Annotated in this window: 13 protein-coding genes; 7 read left to right on the forward strand and 6 right to left on the reverse strand. The window is 30.3% G+C overall.

The annotated features are described in order from the left end of the window. Window positions 1–39: 39 nt before the first annotated feature. Together SJY17_RS06925 and SJY17_RS06930 are read left to right on the forward strand one after the other, a co-directional pair. Complete coding sequence (locus SJY17_RS06925; RefSeq protein WP_397364773.1) at window positions 40–1554, forward strand: GH3 auxin-responsive promoter family protein; 1515 nt, start codon at window positions 40–42, stop codon at window positions 1552–1554. 326 nt (window positions 1555–1880) lie between these two features. Continuing rightward, window positions 1881–3479, forward strand: a complete 1599-nt coding sequence (locus tag SJY17_RS06930) for an OmpA family protein (protein WP_397364774.1) — start codon at window positions 1881–1883, stop codon at window positions 3477–3479. 154 nt (window positions 3480–3633) lie between these two features. On the opposite strand, the gene clpX is transcribed toward SJY17_RS06930, so the two are convergent. The 6 genes from clpX to SJY17_RS06960 all read right to left on the reverse strand — a co-directional run bounded on the left by clpX (window position 3634) and on the right by SJY17_RS06960 (window position 9118). After that, window positions 3634–4866, reverse strand: coding sequence for an ATP-dependent Clp protease ATP-binding subunit ClpX (clpX, locus tag SJY17_RS06935; RefSeq protein WP_397364775.1), 1233 nt, complete (start codon window positions 4864–4866; stop codon window positions 3634–3636). Window positions 4867–4926: 60 nt separating this feature from the next. Beyond that, on the reverse strand, window positions 4927–5601 hold the full coding sequence (gene clpP / locus SJY17_RS06940; RefSeq protein ID WP_397364776.1) for an ATP-dependent Clp endopeptidase proteolytic subunit ClpP: 675 nt from the start codon (window positions 5599–5601) through the stop codon (window positions 4927–4929). 141 nt (window positions 5602–5742) lie between these two features. Next, window positions 5743–7071 carry a trigger factor gene (tig, locus tag SJY17_RS06945; RefSeq protein ID WP_397364777.1) on the reverse strand — a complete coding sequence of 443 codons (1329 nt, stop codon included), beginning with the start codon at window positions 7069–7071 and terminating at the stop codon, window positions 5743–5745. Between the two features lie 132 nt (window positions 7072–7203). Next, complete coding sequence (locus SJY17_RS06950) at window positions 7204–7557, reverse strand: phage holin family protein (RefSeq protein ID WP_397364778.1); 354 nt, start codon at window positions 7555–7557, stop codon at window positions 7204–7206. 79 nt (window positions 7558–7636) lie between these two features. After that, complete coding sequence (locus tag SJY17_RS06955; RefSeq protein ID WP_397364779.1) at window positions 7637–8401, reverse strand: alpha/beta fold hydrolase; 765 nt, start codon at window positions 8399–8401, stop codon at window positions 7637–7639. 3 nt (window positions 8402–8404) lie between these two features. Further along, window positions 8405–9118, reverse strand: a complete 714-nt coding sequence (locus SJY17_RS06960) for a pyridoxine 5'-phosphate synthase (protein WP_397364780.1) — start codon at window positions 9116–9118, stop codon at window positions 8405–8407. Window positions 9119–9211: 93 nt separating this feature from the next. Here SJY17_RS06960 and SJY17_RS06965 point away from each other — a divergent pair, with 93 nt between their 5' ends. The 5 genes from SJY17_RS06965 (at window position 9212) to SJY17_RS06985 (ending at window position 14860) form a co-directional block, all read left to right on the forward strand. Continuing rightward, window positions 9212–9871, forward strand: coding sequence for an acetoin utilization protein acuB (locus SJY17_RS06965; protein WP_397364781.1), 660 nt, complete (start codon window positions 9212–9214; stop codon window positions 9869–9871). A gap of 2 nt (window positions 9872–9873) precedes the next feature. Then, window positions 9874–10743, forward strand: a complete 870-nt coding sequence (locus SJY17_RS06970) for an NAD kinase (RefSeq protein ID WP_397364865.1) — start codon at window positions 9874–9876, stop codon at window positions 10741–10743. A 98-nt stretch (window positions 10744–10841) separates the two neighbouring features. After that, window positions 10842–11531, forward strand: a complete 690-nt coding sequence (locus tag SJY17_RS06975; protein WP_397364782.1) for a DUF6089 family protein — start codon at window positions 10842–10844, stop codon at window positions 11529–11531. A gap of 58 nt (window positions 11532–11589) precedes the next feature. Next, window positions 11590–12273: an isoprenyl transferase gene (locus tag SJY17_RS06980; RefSeq protein ID WP_397364866.1), complete on the forward strand. Its 684-nt coding sequence runs from the start codon at window positions 11590–11592 to the stop codon at window positions 12271–12273. Then, on the forward strand, window positions 12206–14860 hold the full coding sequence (locus tag SJY17_RS06985) for an outer membrane protein assembly factor (RefSeq protein ID WP_397364783.1): 2655 nt from the start codon (window positions 12206–12208) through the stop codon (window positions 14858–14860). The genes SJY17_RS06980 and SJY17_RS06985 overlap by 68 nt, the downstream gene beginning before the upstream one ends. Window positions 14861–14942 lie beyond the last annotated feature (82 nt).

Genomic DNA, 14942 nt, shown 5'->3' on the forward strand with positions numbered 1-14942 from the left:
AAAAAGTATTATTTTTAAAAAATAAAGATACAAATAACTATGCCAATTCCTCTTGTTAATTCTATTGCATCTTGGTTTTTAAAAAAACGATTTCATCAGATTGAATTGTTTTTAAAGTACCCAAATGAGGTGCAAGAAGAGCTCTTGTTTAGTTTAATAGATATAGCAAAAGATACAGAAGTAGGTAAACAACATGAGTTTTCTTCAATAAAAAACTATGCAACCTTTGCAGAACGTGTCCCAATTTCTACTTATGAAGATTTTCAAGAAAAAATAGAACGAAGCAGAAAAGGAGAAAACAATATTTTTTGGCCTAAACCAATAAAATGGTTCGCTAAATCTAGCGGAACCACAAATGCAAAAAGTAAGTTCATTCCAGTAAGTATTGATAGTTTAGAAGATTGTCATTTTGCAGCAGGTAAGGATTTGTTGTGTATGTATCTTAATAATAATGAAGGTTCTCAATTATTTACAGGAAAAAGTTTGCGTTTAGGTGGTAGTAAAGAATTGTATAAAGAAAACGGAACTGCTTTTGGAGATTTAAGCGCAATATTAATAGATAATATGCCTTTTTGGGCAGAATACAGTAGTACACCAAGTAGTAAAGTCTCTTTAATGAGTGATTGGGAAACTAAAATGGATGCAATTGTTAATGAAACCATTAATGAAAATGTAACCAGTCTTGCTGGTGTCCCAAGTTGGATGCTAGTATTACTAAATAATGTTTTAGATAAAACAGATAAGACAAACTTGTTTGATATTTGGCCAAACCTTGAGGTATATTTTCATGGAGGAGTAAGTTTTAATCCATATATAGATCAATACAGAAATATCCTTCCTAAAAAAGATTTTAAGTATTATGAATCTTATAATGCATCAGAAGGCTTTTTTGCAATTCAAGACCAAAACTATTCTGGAGATTTATTGTTAATGTTAGATTATGGTATTTTTTATGAGTTTATACCAATGGATACTTTTGGGACCTTGGACCAAAAAGTAATTCCGTTAAGTGAGGTAAAACTTAATAAAAATTATGCTGTAGTTATTACCACTAATGCAGGACTTTGGCGTTATATGATTGGAGACACTGTTAGGTTTGTATCTATTAGTCCATATAGAATTAAAGTATCTGGACGTACAAAACATCATATAAATGTATTTGGAGAAGAATTAATTATTGAAAACGCAGAAGACGCTCTTAAAAAAGTATGTAAAAAAACGCAATCAGAAATTGTAGACTATACTGCTGCACCAATATTTATGGAAGGAAAACAAAAAGGTGCACATGAATGGTTGATAGAGTTTAAAACACCTCCTAAAGACATTAACTATTTTAACGAGTTATTTGATAATGCTTTAAAAAGCTTAAATTCAGATTACGAAGCCAAACGTTATAATAACATGACGCTTAATAAACCTAAAATACATATTGCTAGAGAGCAACTGTTTTATGATTGGTTGAAACAAAATAATAAACTTGGAGGACAGCATAAAATACCAAGATTATCAAATACACGTCAATATCTTGACGAATTATTATCTATAAATAAATAACACTTTACCGTTCGTCGATTTTATTTCGTTCGATTTTTTACACTTACTTCGATAAAAAGCAAATTCAAAAGTCTAAAGGATTTTAATGTAAAACATTCTTTTTTGTGTTTTGATAAAATCAATAATTTACTTGTTTTTTATAAATTAAATGCAATTAAAATTGTTTTTTATTGCGAATAATACAGCAATTATAGTTTTAATGTTTGTTTTCGACAAAATGCAATTATCAAATCGAGTATAATGACATTTCGTCTAATTCTTATGTTGTAAAAAGGTCATTCATATATATTTACACCATTATTAATTCATTTGTAAAGCCCTTATCTATGAAAACTAAATTATATTTATGTATTGTGTTTCTTTTAGCACAATTTTCTTTTGCACAAGACACAGCAGAAAACATTGAAGATTTAAATTATTCAAACTCAGATTTAAACTCTGCAGCTATTGGTAATAATGGTTATAGTTTTTTAACTCTGGATACAGGTATTAATACTAAGTTTTCAGAATTTGGATCAGGTTTTTTTATGAACAAATTCATAATGGTATCTGCTAAAAAATTAGGAGGCTTTGCTAAAATCGATAAATCTACAGATGAAGGTTATAGAAACTTATTTTGTGTAGACATTAATAAAGATGGAACTTTACATAGCCCAATTTTATTTTCTAGAATAATTAATACTTTAGATAACGAGGATCAAGTTGCTTTTTTACCTGATGGACATACAATGTATTTTACTAGAAGTACAGAAAAAGGGTCTGCAGTTTATAAGTTATATAAAACTCAATTAGAAAAAAACTCTAAAGGTAATTGGGTTAAGCAACAACTATTAGATATTAATGTTGATGGTTATTCAATAGAAAACCCATTTGTAAGTCCAAATGGAGATAAATTATACTTTTCTTCTAATAAACCAGGTGGATTAGGAGGTTACGACCTTTATGTAGCTAAAATCAAACCAGATGGAACATTATATGAAGCTGTTAATTTAGGAGATAGAATAAACACAGCACAAGATGATAAGTATCCTTCGACATCTAAAGATGGGAAGCAGATTTACTTTTCTTCTAAAGGACATGCTAATATTGGAGGTTTTGATGTTTTTACAAGTAGAATCAAAAAATCTGGATATAGTAGACCTGTAAATTTAGGTAGTACTATAAATACTAAGTATGATGAGGTTTCTTTCTTCTTAGCCTCTAGGACGAGAGGGTATTTATCATCTGATAAATCTTTGGGAAAAGGTAAATATGATATCTATAAATTTAATATGGAAGTTATTGCACAACAATTAAAAGGTGTAATAGTGGATAGTGAAACTAAGATACCATTACCTAATGCAAAAATCACTTTGTTTAATGAAGATGGAGAAGCTGTTGCTGTTGTAAATTCTGATGATGATGCAAATTATAAGTTTGTTATTTTACCATTTGAAAACTACACAATAACTGCTGTTAAAGACGGTTTTGAAGACAATACAATTGATTTTGTAGCTAATAATACTAACCAAACAGAATATAACGAAGATTTAGAATTGGTAGCTGAAAAAGCTGTAATTGTTGAGATAGAAAAGAAAATGATGATTGTGGTTAATAATATTTATTTTGATTATAATAAAGCGTCAATAAAAGAAGAGTCACAAGTATCTCTTAATAGTATAATAGCTGTTTTAGAAGAACATCCTGACATGAAAATTGAGATTAATGCACATACAGATAATAGAGGTAATGATGCTTACAACCTAAAACTATCTAAGAAGCGTGCAGCTTCTGCAATGAGATATTTAATAAGTAGAGGAGTAGATCAAGACCGTTTAATATCTAATGGATATGGAGAAACACAACCTAAATACGATTGCAAAACTAAATGTACAGAGCAAGAACACCAGGATAATAGACGTATAGAGTTTGTTATAATGGAATAATAATTATCTAAATATTTGGTAGTCAGTCTAATGTTTTATATATTAGTAAAGCTATTAATCTGACTTAAGGGAAGTCATATTGAATTTAATCAAAAAAACCACTTTAAAATTTATATTTAAAGTGGTTTTTTATTTGTGTTAACTTTTATAAAAACTAAGACACAGCTTTAAGTTTTTTGATAGTTGTTTTACTTAGTTTTTGTTCTGCATAAGCTTTAGTGATACTTAGCTTTTTAATGTCGCTTCCTGGTAACTCAAACATAGCATCAGTTAAAATCTCTTCGCAAAGACTTCTTAAACCACGTGCACCAAGTTTATACTCAATAGCTTTCCCTACAATAAACTCTAATGCTCCTTCAGTTAAAGTAAGCTCTATTTCATCCATTTCAAACAACTTTTTGTATTGTTTGATAATTGCATTTTTAGGCTCTGTTAAAATGGCTCTAAGTGTTTTACCATCAAGTGGATCCATATAGGTTAAAACAGGTAAACGTCCAATAATTTCTGGGATTAAACCAAAATCTTTTAAATCTTTTGGAATAATATATTGTAATAAATTATCATGATCTACAACTTCTTCTTTAATGGACGCGCTGTAACCAACAGCTTGCATATTTAAACGTTTTGAAATTACACGATCTATCCCATCAAAAGCACCACCAGCTATAAACAAGATGTTTTCTGTATTTACTTCAATAAATTTTTGGTCTGGATGTTTACGTCCTCCTTTTGGCGGAACATTTACAACAGTACCTTCTAATAATTTAAGTAACGCTTGTTGTACGCCTTCTCCAGAGACATCTCTAGTTATAGAAGGGTTGTCGCTTTTACGAGCAATTTTATCAATTTCGTCAATAAAAACAATACCTTTTTCTGCTTTTTCAAGATTATAATCTGCAGCTTGTAATAAACGTGTTAAAATACTTTCTACATCTTCACCTACATAACCAGCTTCTGTTAAAACCGTAGCATCAACTATAGCTAAAGGTACATTAAGCATTCTAGCAATGGTTTTAGCCATTAATGTTTTTCCAGTTCCCGTTTGACCAACCATTATGATATTAGATTTTTGGATCTCGATATCATCATTAGTTGGAGGTTGTAACAAACGTTTGTAGTGGTTGTAAACCGCTACAGACATCACTTTTTTTGTGTACTCTTGACCAATAATATATTCGTCTAAGAAGGCTTTTATTTTTTGTGGTTTTTTCAACATCAACTCAGCAGATAAGTCTTTTGAGTCTTCTTCCTTAGATTCTTCTATAACAATTCCATTAGCTTGTTGGATGCATCTATCACAAATATGTGCATCTAAACCAGCAATTAATAAATTGGTTTCAGGTTTTTTTCTACCACAAAATGAACATTCTAATTCTTCCTTTGCCATCTTTTTTAGTTAAAAAGTTAATAGTAAAAAGTTGATTTTTACTATATTTTTTTGGTGTTATTATTTACGAGCTAAAATCTCGTCAATCATTCCGTATTCTTTAGCTTTATCAGACTTCATCCAATAATCTCTATCACTATCTTCGTATACTTTGTCGTAATCTTGACCAGAATGCTTACTAATAATCTTGTAAAGTTCTTCTTTTAAGATTAAAATTTCTCTTGCAGTAATTTCTATATCACTAGCTTGTCCTTGTGCACCACCTAAAGGTTGGTGGATCATTACTCTAGAGTGTGTTAAACCACTACGTTTCCCTTTTTCTCCTGCACATAATAATACGGCTCCCATAGAAGCTGCCATACCAGTACAGATAGTAGCTACATCTGGTTTTATAAATTGCATAGTGTCATAAATACCAAGTCCAGCATACACGCTTCCTCCTGGAGAATTAATGTAAATTTGGATATCTTTATTTGCGTCTGTACTTTCTAAAAATAATAGTTGTGCTTGGATGATGTTAGCGACTTGGTCATTAATACCTGTTCCAAGAAATATAATTCTATCCATCATTAATCTAGAGAAAACATCAAATATTGCAATATTCATTTGACGCTCTTCAATAATATTTGGTGTCAGGTTAGTTGGATACATACTACTAATAATTTTGTTGTAATATGTACTGCTAATTCCTTGATCTTTTATAGCGAATTTTTCGAATTCTTTTCCGTAATCCATAAGTTTGAAAAATGTTTTTTTAATTGAAAAAAATAGGCGTTGTTTAGTCTTGCTAAACAACGCCTAAAGATAATGATTATTTTGTTAAATCAATCCTAATTCGTTTTCAAGAAAGAAACTGAAAAACGAATTTGATATTAATTATTTATCACCATATACTTCTTTTACAAAAGCATCATAAGACATCTCTTTAGTCTTGATATTTGCTTTCTCTTTGTAAAGGTTTAATAATTTTTGACTTACAACTTGCTCAGAAATACGTCTTACTTCATCTTGATTACCTAATACTCTAGCTGCAATATCATCTAATTCTTTTTCAGAAGGATTTAGTTGACCAAACTGTGCCATTTGCATTTTTATCATGCCTTTTGCATTAGTTTTAACATCTTCAAAGTCTACTTTAAGATCGTTATCTGCCATTAATTTACCTTCAATTAATTGGTAACGTAAGCTTTTTTCAGATTTTTCATATTCTTCTTTAGCAGTTGCGTCATCCATTTCTTTTTCACCTGCAGCTTGCATCCATTTGGTTAAAAATTCTGCTGGTAAATCAAATTTAGTATTGTCTACTAAATATTCTGTAATATCATTTAAAAGCTTTTGGTCTGACTGTTGCACAAATTGCTTTTCTGCATCTTCTTTTATTTTTGCTTTTAATTCTGTTGCAGATTTTACAACATCTTTTCCAAATAACTTATCAAATAAATCTTGGTCTAAGTCTGCTAATTCGCGCTTGTTAATTTCTGTAATTGTAAAAGTTACTTCAATATCTAAACCATGTGCATCTTCATGAGGTACCTTTAAAGCATTCATTAACTCATGGTCATCTGCATAAAGTCCTTTAGTTTTTAAAGTAATAACATCACCAGCTTTTGCACCAATAAATTTCTTTGGTGTAGTTTTTCCTTTAAACTTGTCTAAAGTTAAAGTTACTGTATTGTCTATTTCTTTGTCTTCGTTTTTAAAAGTTCCAGTTATTTCACTGTCTTTATTGACTTCTTTTTCAGAAACAATTTTACCGTATTGTTTTTGGATACGCTCTATTTGTTCTGTAAGCATCTTCTCATCTGCAACAATGTTGTAGTGTGTAATTGCTTTTTTACTTTTTAAGTCTACTTTAAATTCAGGAGCTAAACCTAATTCAAATTCAAAAGAAAAAGAATCTGCATCCCAATTAACTTCGTCTTGTTGCTTAGGTAAAGGCTGCCCTAAAACATCTATTTTTTCTTCTGTTAAATACTTGTTTAATGCATCTTGAAGTAATTTGTTTACCTCGTCAACTAATACAGCTTTACCATATTGTTTTTTTACCATTCCCATTGGTACTTGACCTTTTCTAAATCCAGGAATGTTTGCAGTTTTTTTATAATCTGTTAAGATTTTTTCTACTTTATCGCTATAGTCTTCTTTTACTATATCTACTTTTACTACAGCATTTAATGCATCAATGTTTTCTCTTGTAATATTCATTATAAATGATATAAAGCCCAAAATGGGCATTTAATACTAGTTTTTCTTCTATTAAAAAGGAGTGCAAAAATACTACTTTTTTACAGTATTGCAAAGTTTTTAACGTGTTGTGTTACAGAGTTTTTTTAAGTTTTAATTTGATTTTGAATCAGACTTTAAAAACGATTGAAACAACCATTGTAGTATAGATAGTAATATACTAAATAAAATAGCTGTCCAAATACTTGAAACTGAGAAGCCATCAATAAATTGATCTGCCAACAGTATAATTAATCCATTGACAACAAAAAGGAATAAACCTAAAGTTAAAATAGTAATTGGTAAGGTTAGTACGACTAATATTGGTTTTATTAAAAGGTTTAAAATAGACAGTACTATTGCAACTATAATAGACGTTGTGTAATTGTCTACATGTACACCATTTAGTACGTCTGCTAAAAAGAAAACAGCAATAGCGTTAAGTAATAATCTTATTATAAGGTTCATAAATTTTGTATTTACTTATTAGACCTTAATTTAAAGGATTTGTTACATGGTATTATAATGTTATTGAGAATAAAATGATTTATTTTTCAATAAATTGAATAACCTCTTCATAAAAATCCTTAGGGTTTTCTGCATGAAGCCAATGTCCAGCATTTGCAATGGATACAATCTTGGCTTCAGGAAAATGATTTTTTATAATAGCTTCGTCTTGTGTTCCAATATATTCGCTTTTGTCGCCTTTTAAAAACAAGGTGTCACCTTCAAATTTTGCATGAAGTGGAAGTGCTTCGCCTACTTCACTAACATTGTCTATTAAAGCTGCTAGGTTGATGCGTAAGGCAAGTTTTCCTTTTTCGATCCAATATAAATTTTTTAATAAAAACTGACGTGTTCCAAAATCCGAAACATAGTTTGATAACTGTTTATCTGCTTCGGTTCTGCTTTTTAACGTCTCAAAATCTAAACTTGATAAACCTGCTAAAATAGCATCATGATGGATTGGATAAAAACGAGGAGATATATCTGCGACAATTAATTTATTAACTAATTCTGGGAATTGCGTTGCAAACTGCATAGCTGTTTTTCCACCCATGGAATGCCCTAAAAGCACTGCGTTTTTTATATTGTGTGTGTCAAAATAATGCTTTAAATCTTCAGTTAAAACTTCATAATAAAAATTATCATCATGAAAACTTCTTCCATGATTGCGTTGATCTATTAAGTGGACTTCAAAATGTTCTGAAAATTTATTTCCAAGTGTTTTCCAATTATCGCTCATGCCTAAAAAACCATGAAGAATAACAAATGGTTGACCTTGACCTATTATTTTTGAATGTAGTAACATTTACTATTTTAATTTATTCTTATACATATTTACAACATTCTCGATACCTAAATATAAACTTTCGGCAATTAAAGCATGACCTATAGAAACCTCTAATAAACCAGGAATATTTTGTTTAAAAAACTGAATATTATCCAAAGACAAATCATGTCCTGCATTTACACCTAAGCCTAAATTATTGGCTAATTCCGCACATTTTGTGTAAGGCTCAATAGCTTTTTGGTTACCAAGACTATATTGATGTGCAAATGCTTCTGTATATAATTCTATCCTATCTGTTCCAGTTGCTTTTGCGCCTTCAATTTGCTTTAAATCTGGATCAACAAAAATAGAAGTCCTAATGCCTTTATCTTTAAATTGACTTATAACATCAACTAAAAAGTCTTTGTGTTTTATAGTGTCCCAACCTGCATTACTAGTAATAGCATCAACAGAGTCTGGTACTAAGGTAACTTGTGTTGGTTGTAACTCTAAAACCATATCCATAAATTTAGAGATTGGGTTTCCTTCAATATTATATTCTGTATAAACTTCAGGTTTTAAGTCGTAAGCATCTTGATATCTAATGTGACGCTCGTCTGGTCTTGGATGTATAGTGACACCTTCAGCACCAAAACGTTGAACGTCTTTTGCAAATTGAACTACATTTGGTGTGTCACCACCACGAGAGTTTCTTAAAGTGGCAATTTTGTTAATGTTTACACTTAATTTTGTCATGCTAGTCTTTAATTTAAAAAACAAAAATACAAAGTAGAAGCCCTTTTTTGTACTAATTTTTGGTTAATTTGCATAAACTTAAGTTTTAGGATAATGAACCTTTCAGATTTTATTATAAACGATATAAAACCTCTATTAAATATAGAGAATGTAAAAGAGTTGCAGTTGCTTTTTAATCAGTTAACCTATTCTCATATTCCTGTTCAAGATGAGCATGGTACGTATTTAGGTTGTATTTCTGAAACTGATGCGCATTGTTTTGAAGCCGATAAACCTATTCAGGATTATAGATACGCAGGCGAAGGTTTTTTTGTAAGAGAAAGTACTAATTGGTTAGATGTATTAGAAGCTTTTGCTCAAAACTCTGCCAATATAATGCCTGTTTTAAATGCTTCCAACAAGTATTTAGGCTATTATGAGCTTAATGATATTATAGGTTTATTTAACGAGACGCCTTTTTTCTCTGAAAATGGAGCTATTTTAATTGTCGAAAAAGGGTTGCAAGATTATTCTTTTAGCGAAGTCAGTCAAATAGTAGAAAGTAATGATGGTAAATTATTAGGCGCATTTGTTTCTAAAATAGAAAATGACGTTGCTCAAATTACCTTAAAAATAGGAAATGTGGGTTTGACAGAAATTATGCAAACTTTTAGAAGATACAGTTATAATATTGTGTCTGGTCACGAAGAAGATGCTTTTTTAGAAGGTTTAAAAGAACGCTCAGACTATCTAAATAAATACCTAAATATGTAATGGTGAAAGTTGCTGTATTTAGTCAATTCCAGAAAAAAAAGCCATTAGCATCGCTAGAGGTTTTGTTAGATGTGCTTAATAAAAAAAAGATAGAAGTAGTTATTGAAGCAGCATTTTATAAAGGTGTGTCTTCAAAAATTAAGTCTGAACACAATACGTTTTCTATACTAGATAATAGTTATGATTTTTTAGTTAGTATTGGTGGAGATGGTACTATTTTAAGAGCTATAACTATTGTTGGTGATTTAAACATCCCAATAGTTGGTATTAATACAGGTCGTTTAGGGTTTTTAGCAACGATACAACATGAAGAAATTGAAACTGCAATCCAGTGTATATTAGAAAAAAAGTATGCGATTTCGGAGCGTAGCTTATTGACTATAGAAAGTTCTGAAGCTAATGAGGAACTTAAAACTTGCAATTTTGCTTTAAATGAAATTGCAGTAAGTAGAAAAAATACTACCTCAATGATTACGGTTGAAACCGAGTTAAATGGTGAGTATCTAACATCTTATTGGAGTGATGGCTTGATTATATCCACGCCTACAGGATCTACAGGCTACTCTTTAAGTTGTGGTGGTCCAGTAATAACACCTAATGCAGCAAGTTTGGTATTAACACCAATTGCACCTCATAATTTAAGCGCTAGACCATTAGTAATTGAAGACTCTACAGTAATAACTTTAAAAGTTAATGGTAGAGAAAAAGAACATTTAGTATCCTTAGATTCCAGAATTGCAACTTTATCTAATGAAACGACAATTACAATAAAAAAAGCACCATTTTCTATAAAAATGATTGTGTTAAACAACGAAACTTTTCTTGATACTTTAAGAAAAAAGCTGCTTTGGGGAGAAGACAAACGTAATTAAACAATATTTTGCATGTAAATCTGTTTAAAAGTGTAACTATTTCAATCAAATTGTTATAGGCTAATCTTATTTATTATATTTGCAAACTTTGAATATTTATGAAGCAGTTAACACTACTTATACTAACATTATGTAGCTTACAATTTAGTAATGCACAAATCAACGAGTTTGGGTTGTATTTGGGTGGGTCTAATTTTATTGGAGATGTAGGAGCTACAGACTATATTGCACCAAATCAATTAGCTTTAGGAGTGCTTTATAAATGGAATCGTAGTACAAGGCATTCTTATAGGATGTCATTGACATTTACAGAATTAGAAGGGATTGATAAAAACTCTGATGATCCAAGTAGACAAATAAGAGGGTTAGAGTTTACTAATCAAATTATAGAATTATCTGCAGGAGTAGAATTTACTTTTTTTGATTTTGACCTTCATCAAGATGGTTTTGTCTCAACACCTTATTTATATACAGGAGTAAGTGTTGCACAACATGACAACTTTTTTTATAATAATTTAGGAGAAATCGTATCTGAAGATACAGAAAGTTATGCTTATGGAATCCCAATGGTTTTAGGTTTTAAAGCAGCGGTAACTCCAGAAATAGTATTAGCTTTTGAGGTTGGTGCACGTTATACTTTTTCTGATGAGATTGATGGAAGTATTCCAGATGCTGGAGAATTATCAAGCAGAAGTTTTGGAAACTTAAATAATAATGATTGGTATACATTTACAGGAGTAACATTAACCTATACTTTTGGAAAAAACCCATGTTATTGCGGATTTTAAATTGAATAAACAAAACAACATACAAAAGCACAATTTACCAAAGCACATTGCTATTATCATGGATGGTAATGGACGTTGGGCTAAAAAAAAGGGAATGCTTCGTGCTTTTGGACATGAAAACGGAACTAAGTCTGTGCGCCAAACCGTTGAGACTTGTGCAGAAATAGGGATTAAGCATTTAACCCTATATGCTTTTTCTACAGAAAATTGGAAAAGACCAAAACTAGAAGTAGACACTTTAATGAAACTTTTGGTGTCTTCTCTTAAAAAAGAAATTAACACACTTTTAGATAATAACATAAAGTTAAAAGCAATAGGTAATTTAAAATCATTACCTAAAAAAGTGTATAAAGAATTACAAGAAGTTATTGATTTAACAAAGGATAACACGCATATGGACTTAACCTTAGCTTTAAGCTATGGATCTAGAGAAGAGTTATTAAATGCTGTTAAAGAAATCAGTATTAAAGTTAAAAATAATATAATTTCTACAGAAAGTATTGACGAATCGGTATTAAATGCACATCTTTACACGCAGAGTTTACCAGATGTGGATTTACTTATTAGAACAAGTGGAGAACAACGTATTAGTAACTTTCTATTATGGCAAATTGCCTATGCAGAATTATACTTTACTCCAGTACTTTGGCCAGACTTTACAAAGCAACATTTAAATGATGCTATCATTGAATATCAAAAAAGAGAACGACGATTTGGGAAAACAAGTGAACAAATTAGCTAAACAATTACCATTGAAAACAATTATATACAATACATTAATAGTACTTATGTTTTTAAGTGCTTTCACAGTAAAGGCTCAAAATTTAAGTTTAGAAGACGGTAAAAAATATACCATTGCTGAAATAACAGTAAAAGGAAACACTAGTTTTAGCGAGCAAACTATAATTACCTATTCTGGTTTAAGAAAAGGTGAAAACATTATGATTCCTGGAGAAGAAATTAGTGATGCAATCAAAAAATTATGGAAATCCAACTTGTTTAGTGATATAGAAGTGTATTTACTAAAAACCAAAGGTGATAGTGCTTTTTTAGAATTAAGATTAGCAGATTTGCCAGAGCTTAAAGACATTGAAATTAAAGGTGTTAAAAAAGGTAAACACGAAACTATTTTAAAAGAAAATAAACTTTTAAAAGGAACAAAAGTAACAGAAAACCTAATAACAACTACCCAAAACTACTTGGAGAATAAGTATAAGAAAAATGGGTTTTTAAATGCTAATGTACAAGTAAAAACCAATGAAGTAGTAAATGATTCTATCGACAAGTCTATGGTTAATATGATTGTTGATGTCAATAGAGGAGAGAAAGTAAAAGTTAAGAGTATAGATTTTGAAGGGAATACAGTTTTAAGTGATAAAAAACTTAAAAAAGCTATGAAAAACACTAAAAGTATTAATCCAATCAGACTTTTAAAACGTTCAAAATATATAGAAGCAGATTATAAAGATGATCTTTCAAGCCTTATAGATAAGTATAAAGAAGTTGGATATAGAGATGCAAGAGTTATTTCTGATTCATTAATTATAAATGATGATAAAACAGTGTCATTATTAATAAACGTAGAAGAGGGTCAAAAATATACTTTTGGAGATGTTACATTTATTGGTAATACAGTATATACAGACGAGGCTTTAAATAGATTATTACGTATAAATAAAGGAGATACATATAATGGTGTAGAGCTACAAAAGCGTATAGCAGATAACACTAAGCCAGATGGTAATGATATAACTAACTTATACCAGAATAATGGATATTTATTCTCAACAATTAACCCAGTAGAGGTTAATGCAGACGGAAATGTAATTGACATGGAAATAAGGATTTCTGAAGGTAAACCAGTATACTTTAATAAAGTAACTGTAACTGGAAATGAGAAAACAAACGATCATGTTATCTATAGAGAGATTAGAACAAGACCAGGAGAATTATATAGTAAGGAAAACGTTGTACGTACTATTAGAGAATTAAGTCAATTAGGTTTCTTTGATGCAGAACAATTATCACCAAACTTTAAAAACCCAAATCCAGACGAAGGGTCAATTGACATGGAATACTCTTTAGTTGAGTCTGGATCTAGCCAAATAGAGCTACAAGGTGGTTATGGTGGAGGAGGATTTATTGGGACTTTAGGATTGTCATTCAATAATTTTTCAATAAAAGATATTTTTAAAAAAGATGCTTACAAGCCAATCCCAATGGGAGATGGTCAAAGATTATCATTGCGTTTACAAGCCAGTCGTTTTTTTCAAACATATAGTTTTTCTTTTTCTGAACCTTGGTTAGGAGGGAAAAAGCCTGTACAATTTTCTACATCATTATCACATACTAAACAGTTTTTGTATGATGCTACTACAGGAAATGCAGATAAAGACAAACGTTTTAATATAACAGGAATTACTTTTGGATTAGCAAAACGTTTATCAATTCCTGATGATTTTTTCACATTGTCACAAGCTGTAAGTTTTCAGCACTATGATTTAAAAAATTATAATACTGGATTATTTACTTTTGGAGATGGTTACTCAAATAACTTGTCTTATACTTTAGGGTTAAGTAGAAATAATACGTTTAATGATCCTATATTTCCAATGGGAGGATCTAATTTTACAGCAACAGCAAAATTATCATTACCATATTCTGCATTTGGTGGTACAGATTATGAAGCCCTAAGTAATGAAAGAGCAGAAAATGTAGATATTATTAATGACGCTTCACAAAATGTACTTGTTAGAACAGCAGCTTCTGCAAGAATAAGTGAGATTGATCAAGAACGCTATAAGTGGTTAGAATTTTATAAAATTAAATTTAAAGGAGATTGGTATGCAAGGTTAGTTGATAAATTAGTCTTAAGACCAAGTGTAGAATTTGGGTTTTTAGGAGCTTATAATCAAGATAGAGGAGTTATCCCTTTTGAGCGTTTCTTTGTTGGAGGAGATGGTTTAGGAAGTTATAGTTTAGATGGAAGAGAAGCTGTAGCATTACGTGGGTATACTAATCAAGGTTTATCTTCACAAGATGGAGGTACTATTTATAATAAATTCTCTATGGAGTTAAGATACCCAATTACTCTTAAGCAATCTGCAAAAATATATGCTTTAGGATTTTTGGAAGCAGGAGCATCTTACGATAACTTTAAAGACTACGATCCTTTTGCTCTTAAAAGATCTGCAGGTTTTGGTGTTAGGATCTTTATGCCAGCATTTGGATTATTAGGAATTGACTTTGGTCATGGATTTGACGCACAACCAGGAGAAACTTCTAAACATGGTTGGGAAACACACTTTATTATTGGACAACAATTTTAATAAAAACCTTATCTAAACCCAATAATTTCAATAAATTACGTTTTAAGTTGATGTATTTTTTTATTTTTGGCACGATATTTTC

The organism is Olleya sp. R77988, from assembly GCF_044594215.1.
GTDB lineage: Bacteria > Bacteroidota > Bacteroidia > Flavobacteriales > Flavobacteriaceae > Olleya.

Bases quoted from the DNA above. Each gene is read 5' to 3' on its own strand.
- SJY17_RS06925 (WP_397364773.1), top strand. From the start codon at position 40: ATGCCAATTCCTCTTGTTAATTCTATTGCATCTTGGTTTTTAAAAAAA.
- SJY17_RS06955 (WP_397364779.1), bottom strand. From the start codon at position 8,401: ATGTTACTACATTCAAAAATAATAGGTCAAGGTCAACCATTTGTTATT.
- SJY17_RS06960 (WP_397364780.1), bottom strand. From the start codon at position 9,118: ATGACAAAATTAAGTGTAAACATTAACAAAATTGCCACTTTAAGAAAC.
- SJY17_RS06985 (WP_397364783.1), top strand. From the start codon at position 12,206: ATGATGCTATCATTGAATATCAAAAAAGAGAACGACGATTTGGGAAAA.
- clpX (WP_397364775.1), bottom strand. From the start codon at position 4,866: ATGGCAAAGGAAGAATTAGAATGTTCATTTTGTGGTAGAAAAAAACCT.
- tig (WP_397364777.1), bottom strand. From the start codon at position 7,071: ATGAATATTACAAGAGAAAACATTGATGCATTAAATGCTGTAGTAAAA.
- SJY17_RS06950 (WP_397364778.1), bottom strand. From the start codon at position 7,557: ATGAACCTTATAATAAGATTATTACTTAACGCTATTGCTGTTTTCTTT.
- clpP (WP_397364776.1), bottom strand. From the start codon at position 5,601: ATGGATTACGGAAAAGAATTCGAAAAATTCGCTATAAAAGATCAAGGA.
- SJY17_RS06975 (WP_397364782.1), top strand. From the start codon at position 10,842: ATGAAGCAGTTAACACTACTTATACTAACATTATGTAGCTTACAATTT.
- SJY17_RS06965 (WP_397364781.1), top strand. From the start codon at position 9,212: ATGAACCTTTCAGATTTTATTATAAACGATATAAAACCTCTATTAAAT.
- SJY17_RS06980 (WP_397364866.1), top strand. From the start codon at position 11,590: ATGGATGGTAATGGACGTTGGGCTAAAAAAAAGGGAATGCTTCGTGCT.
- SJY17_RS06930 (WP_397364774.1), top strand. From the start codon at position 1,881: ATGAAAACTAAATTATATTTATGTATTGTGTTTCTTTTAGCACAATTT.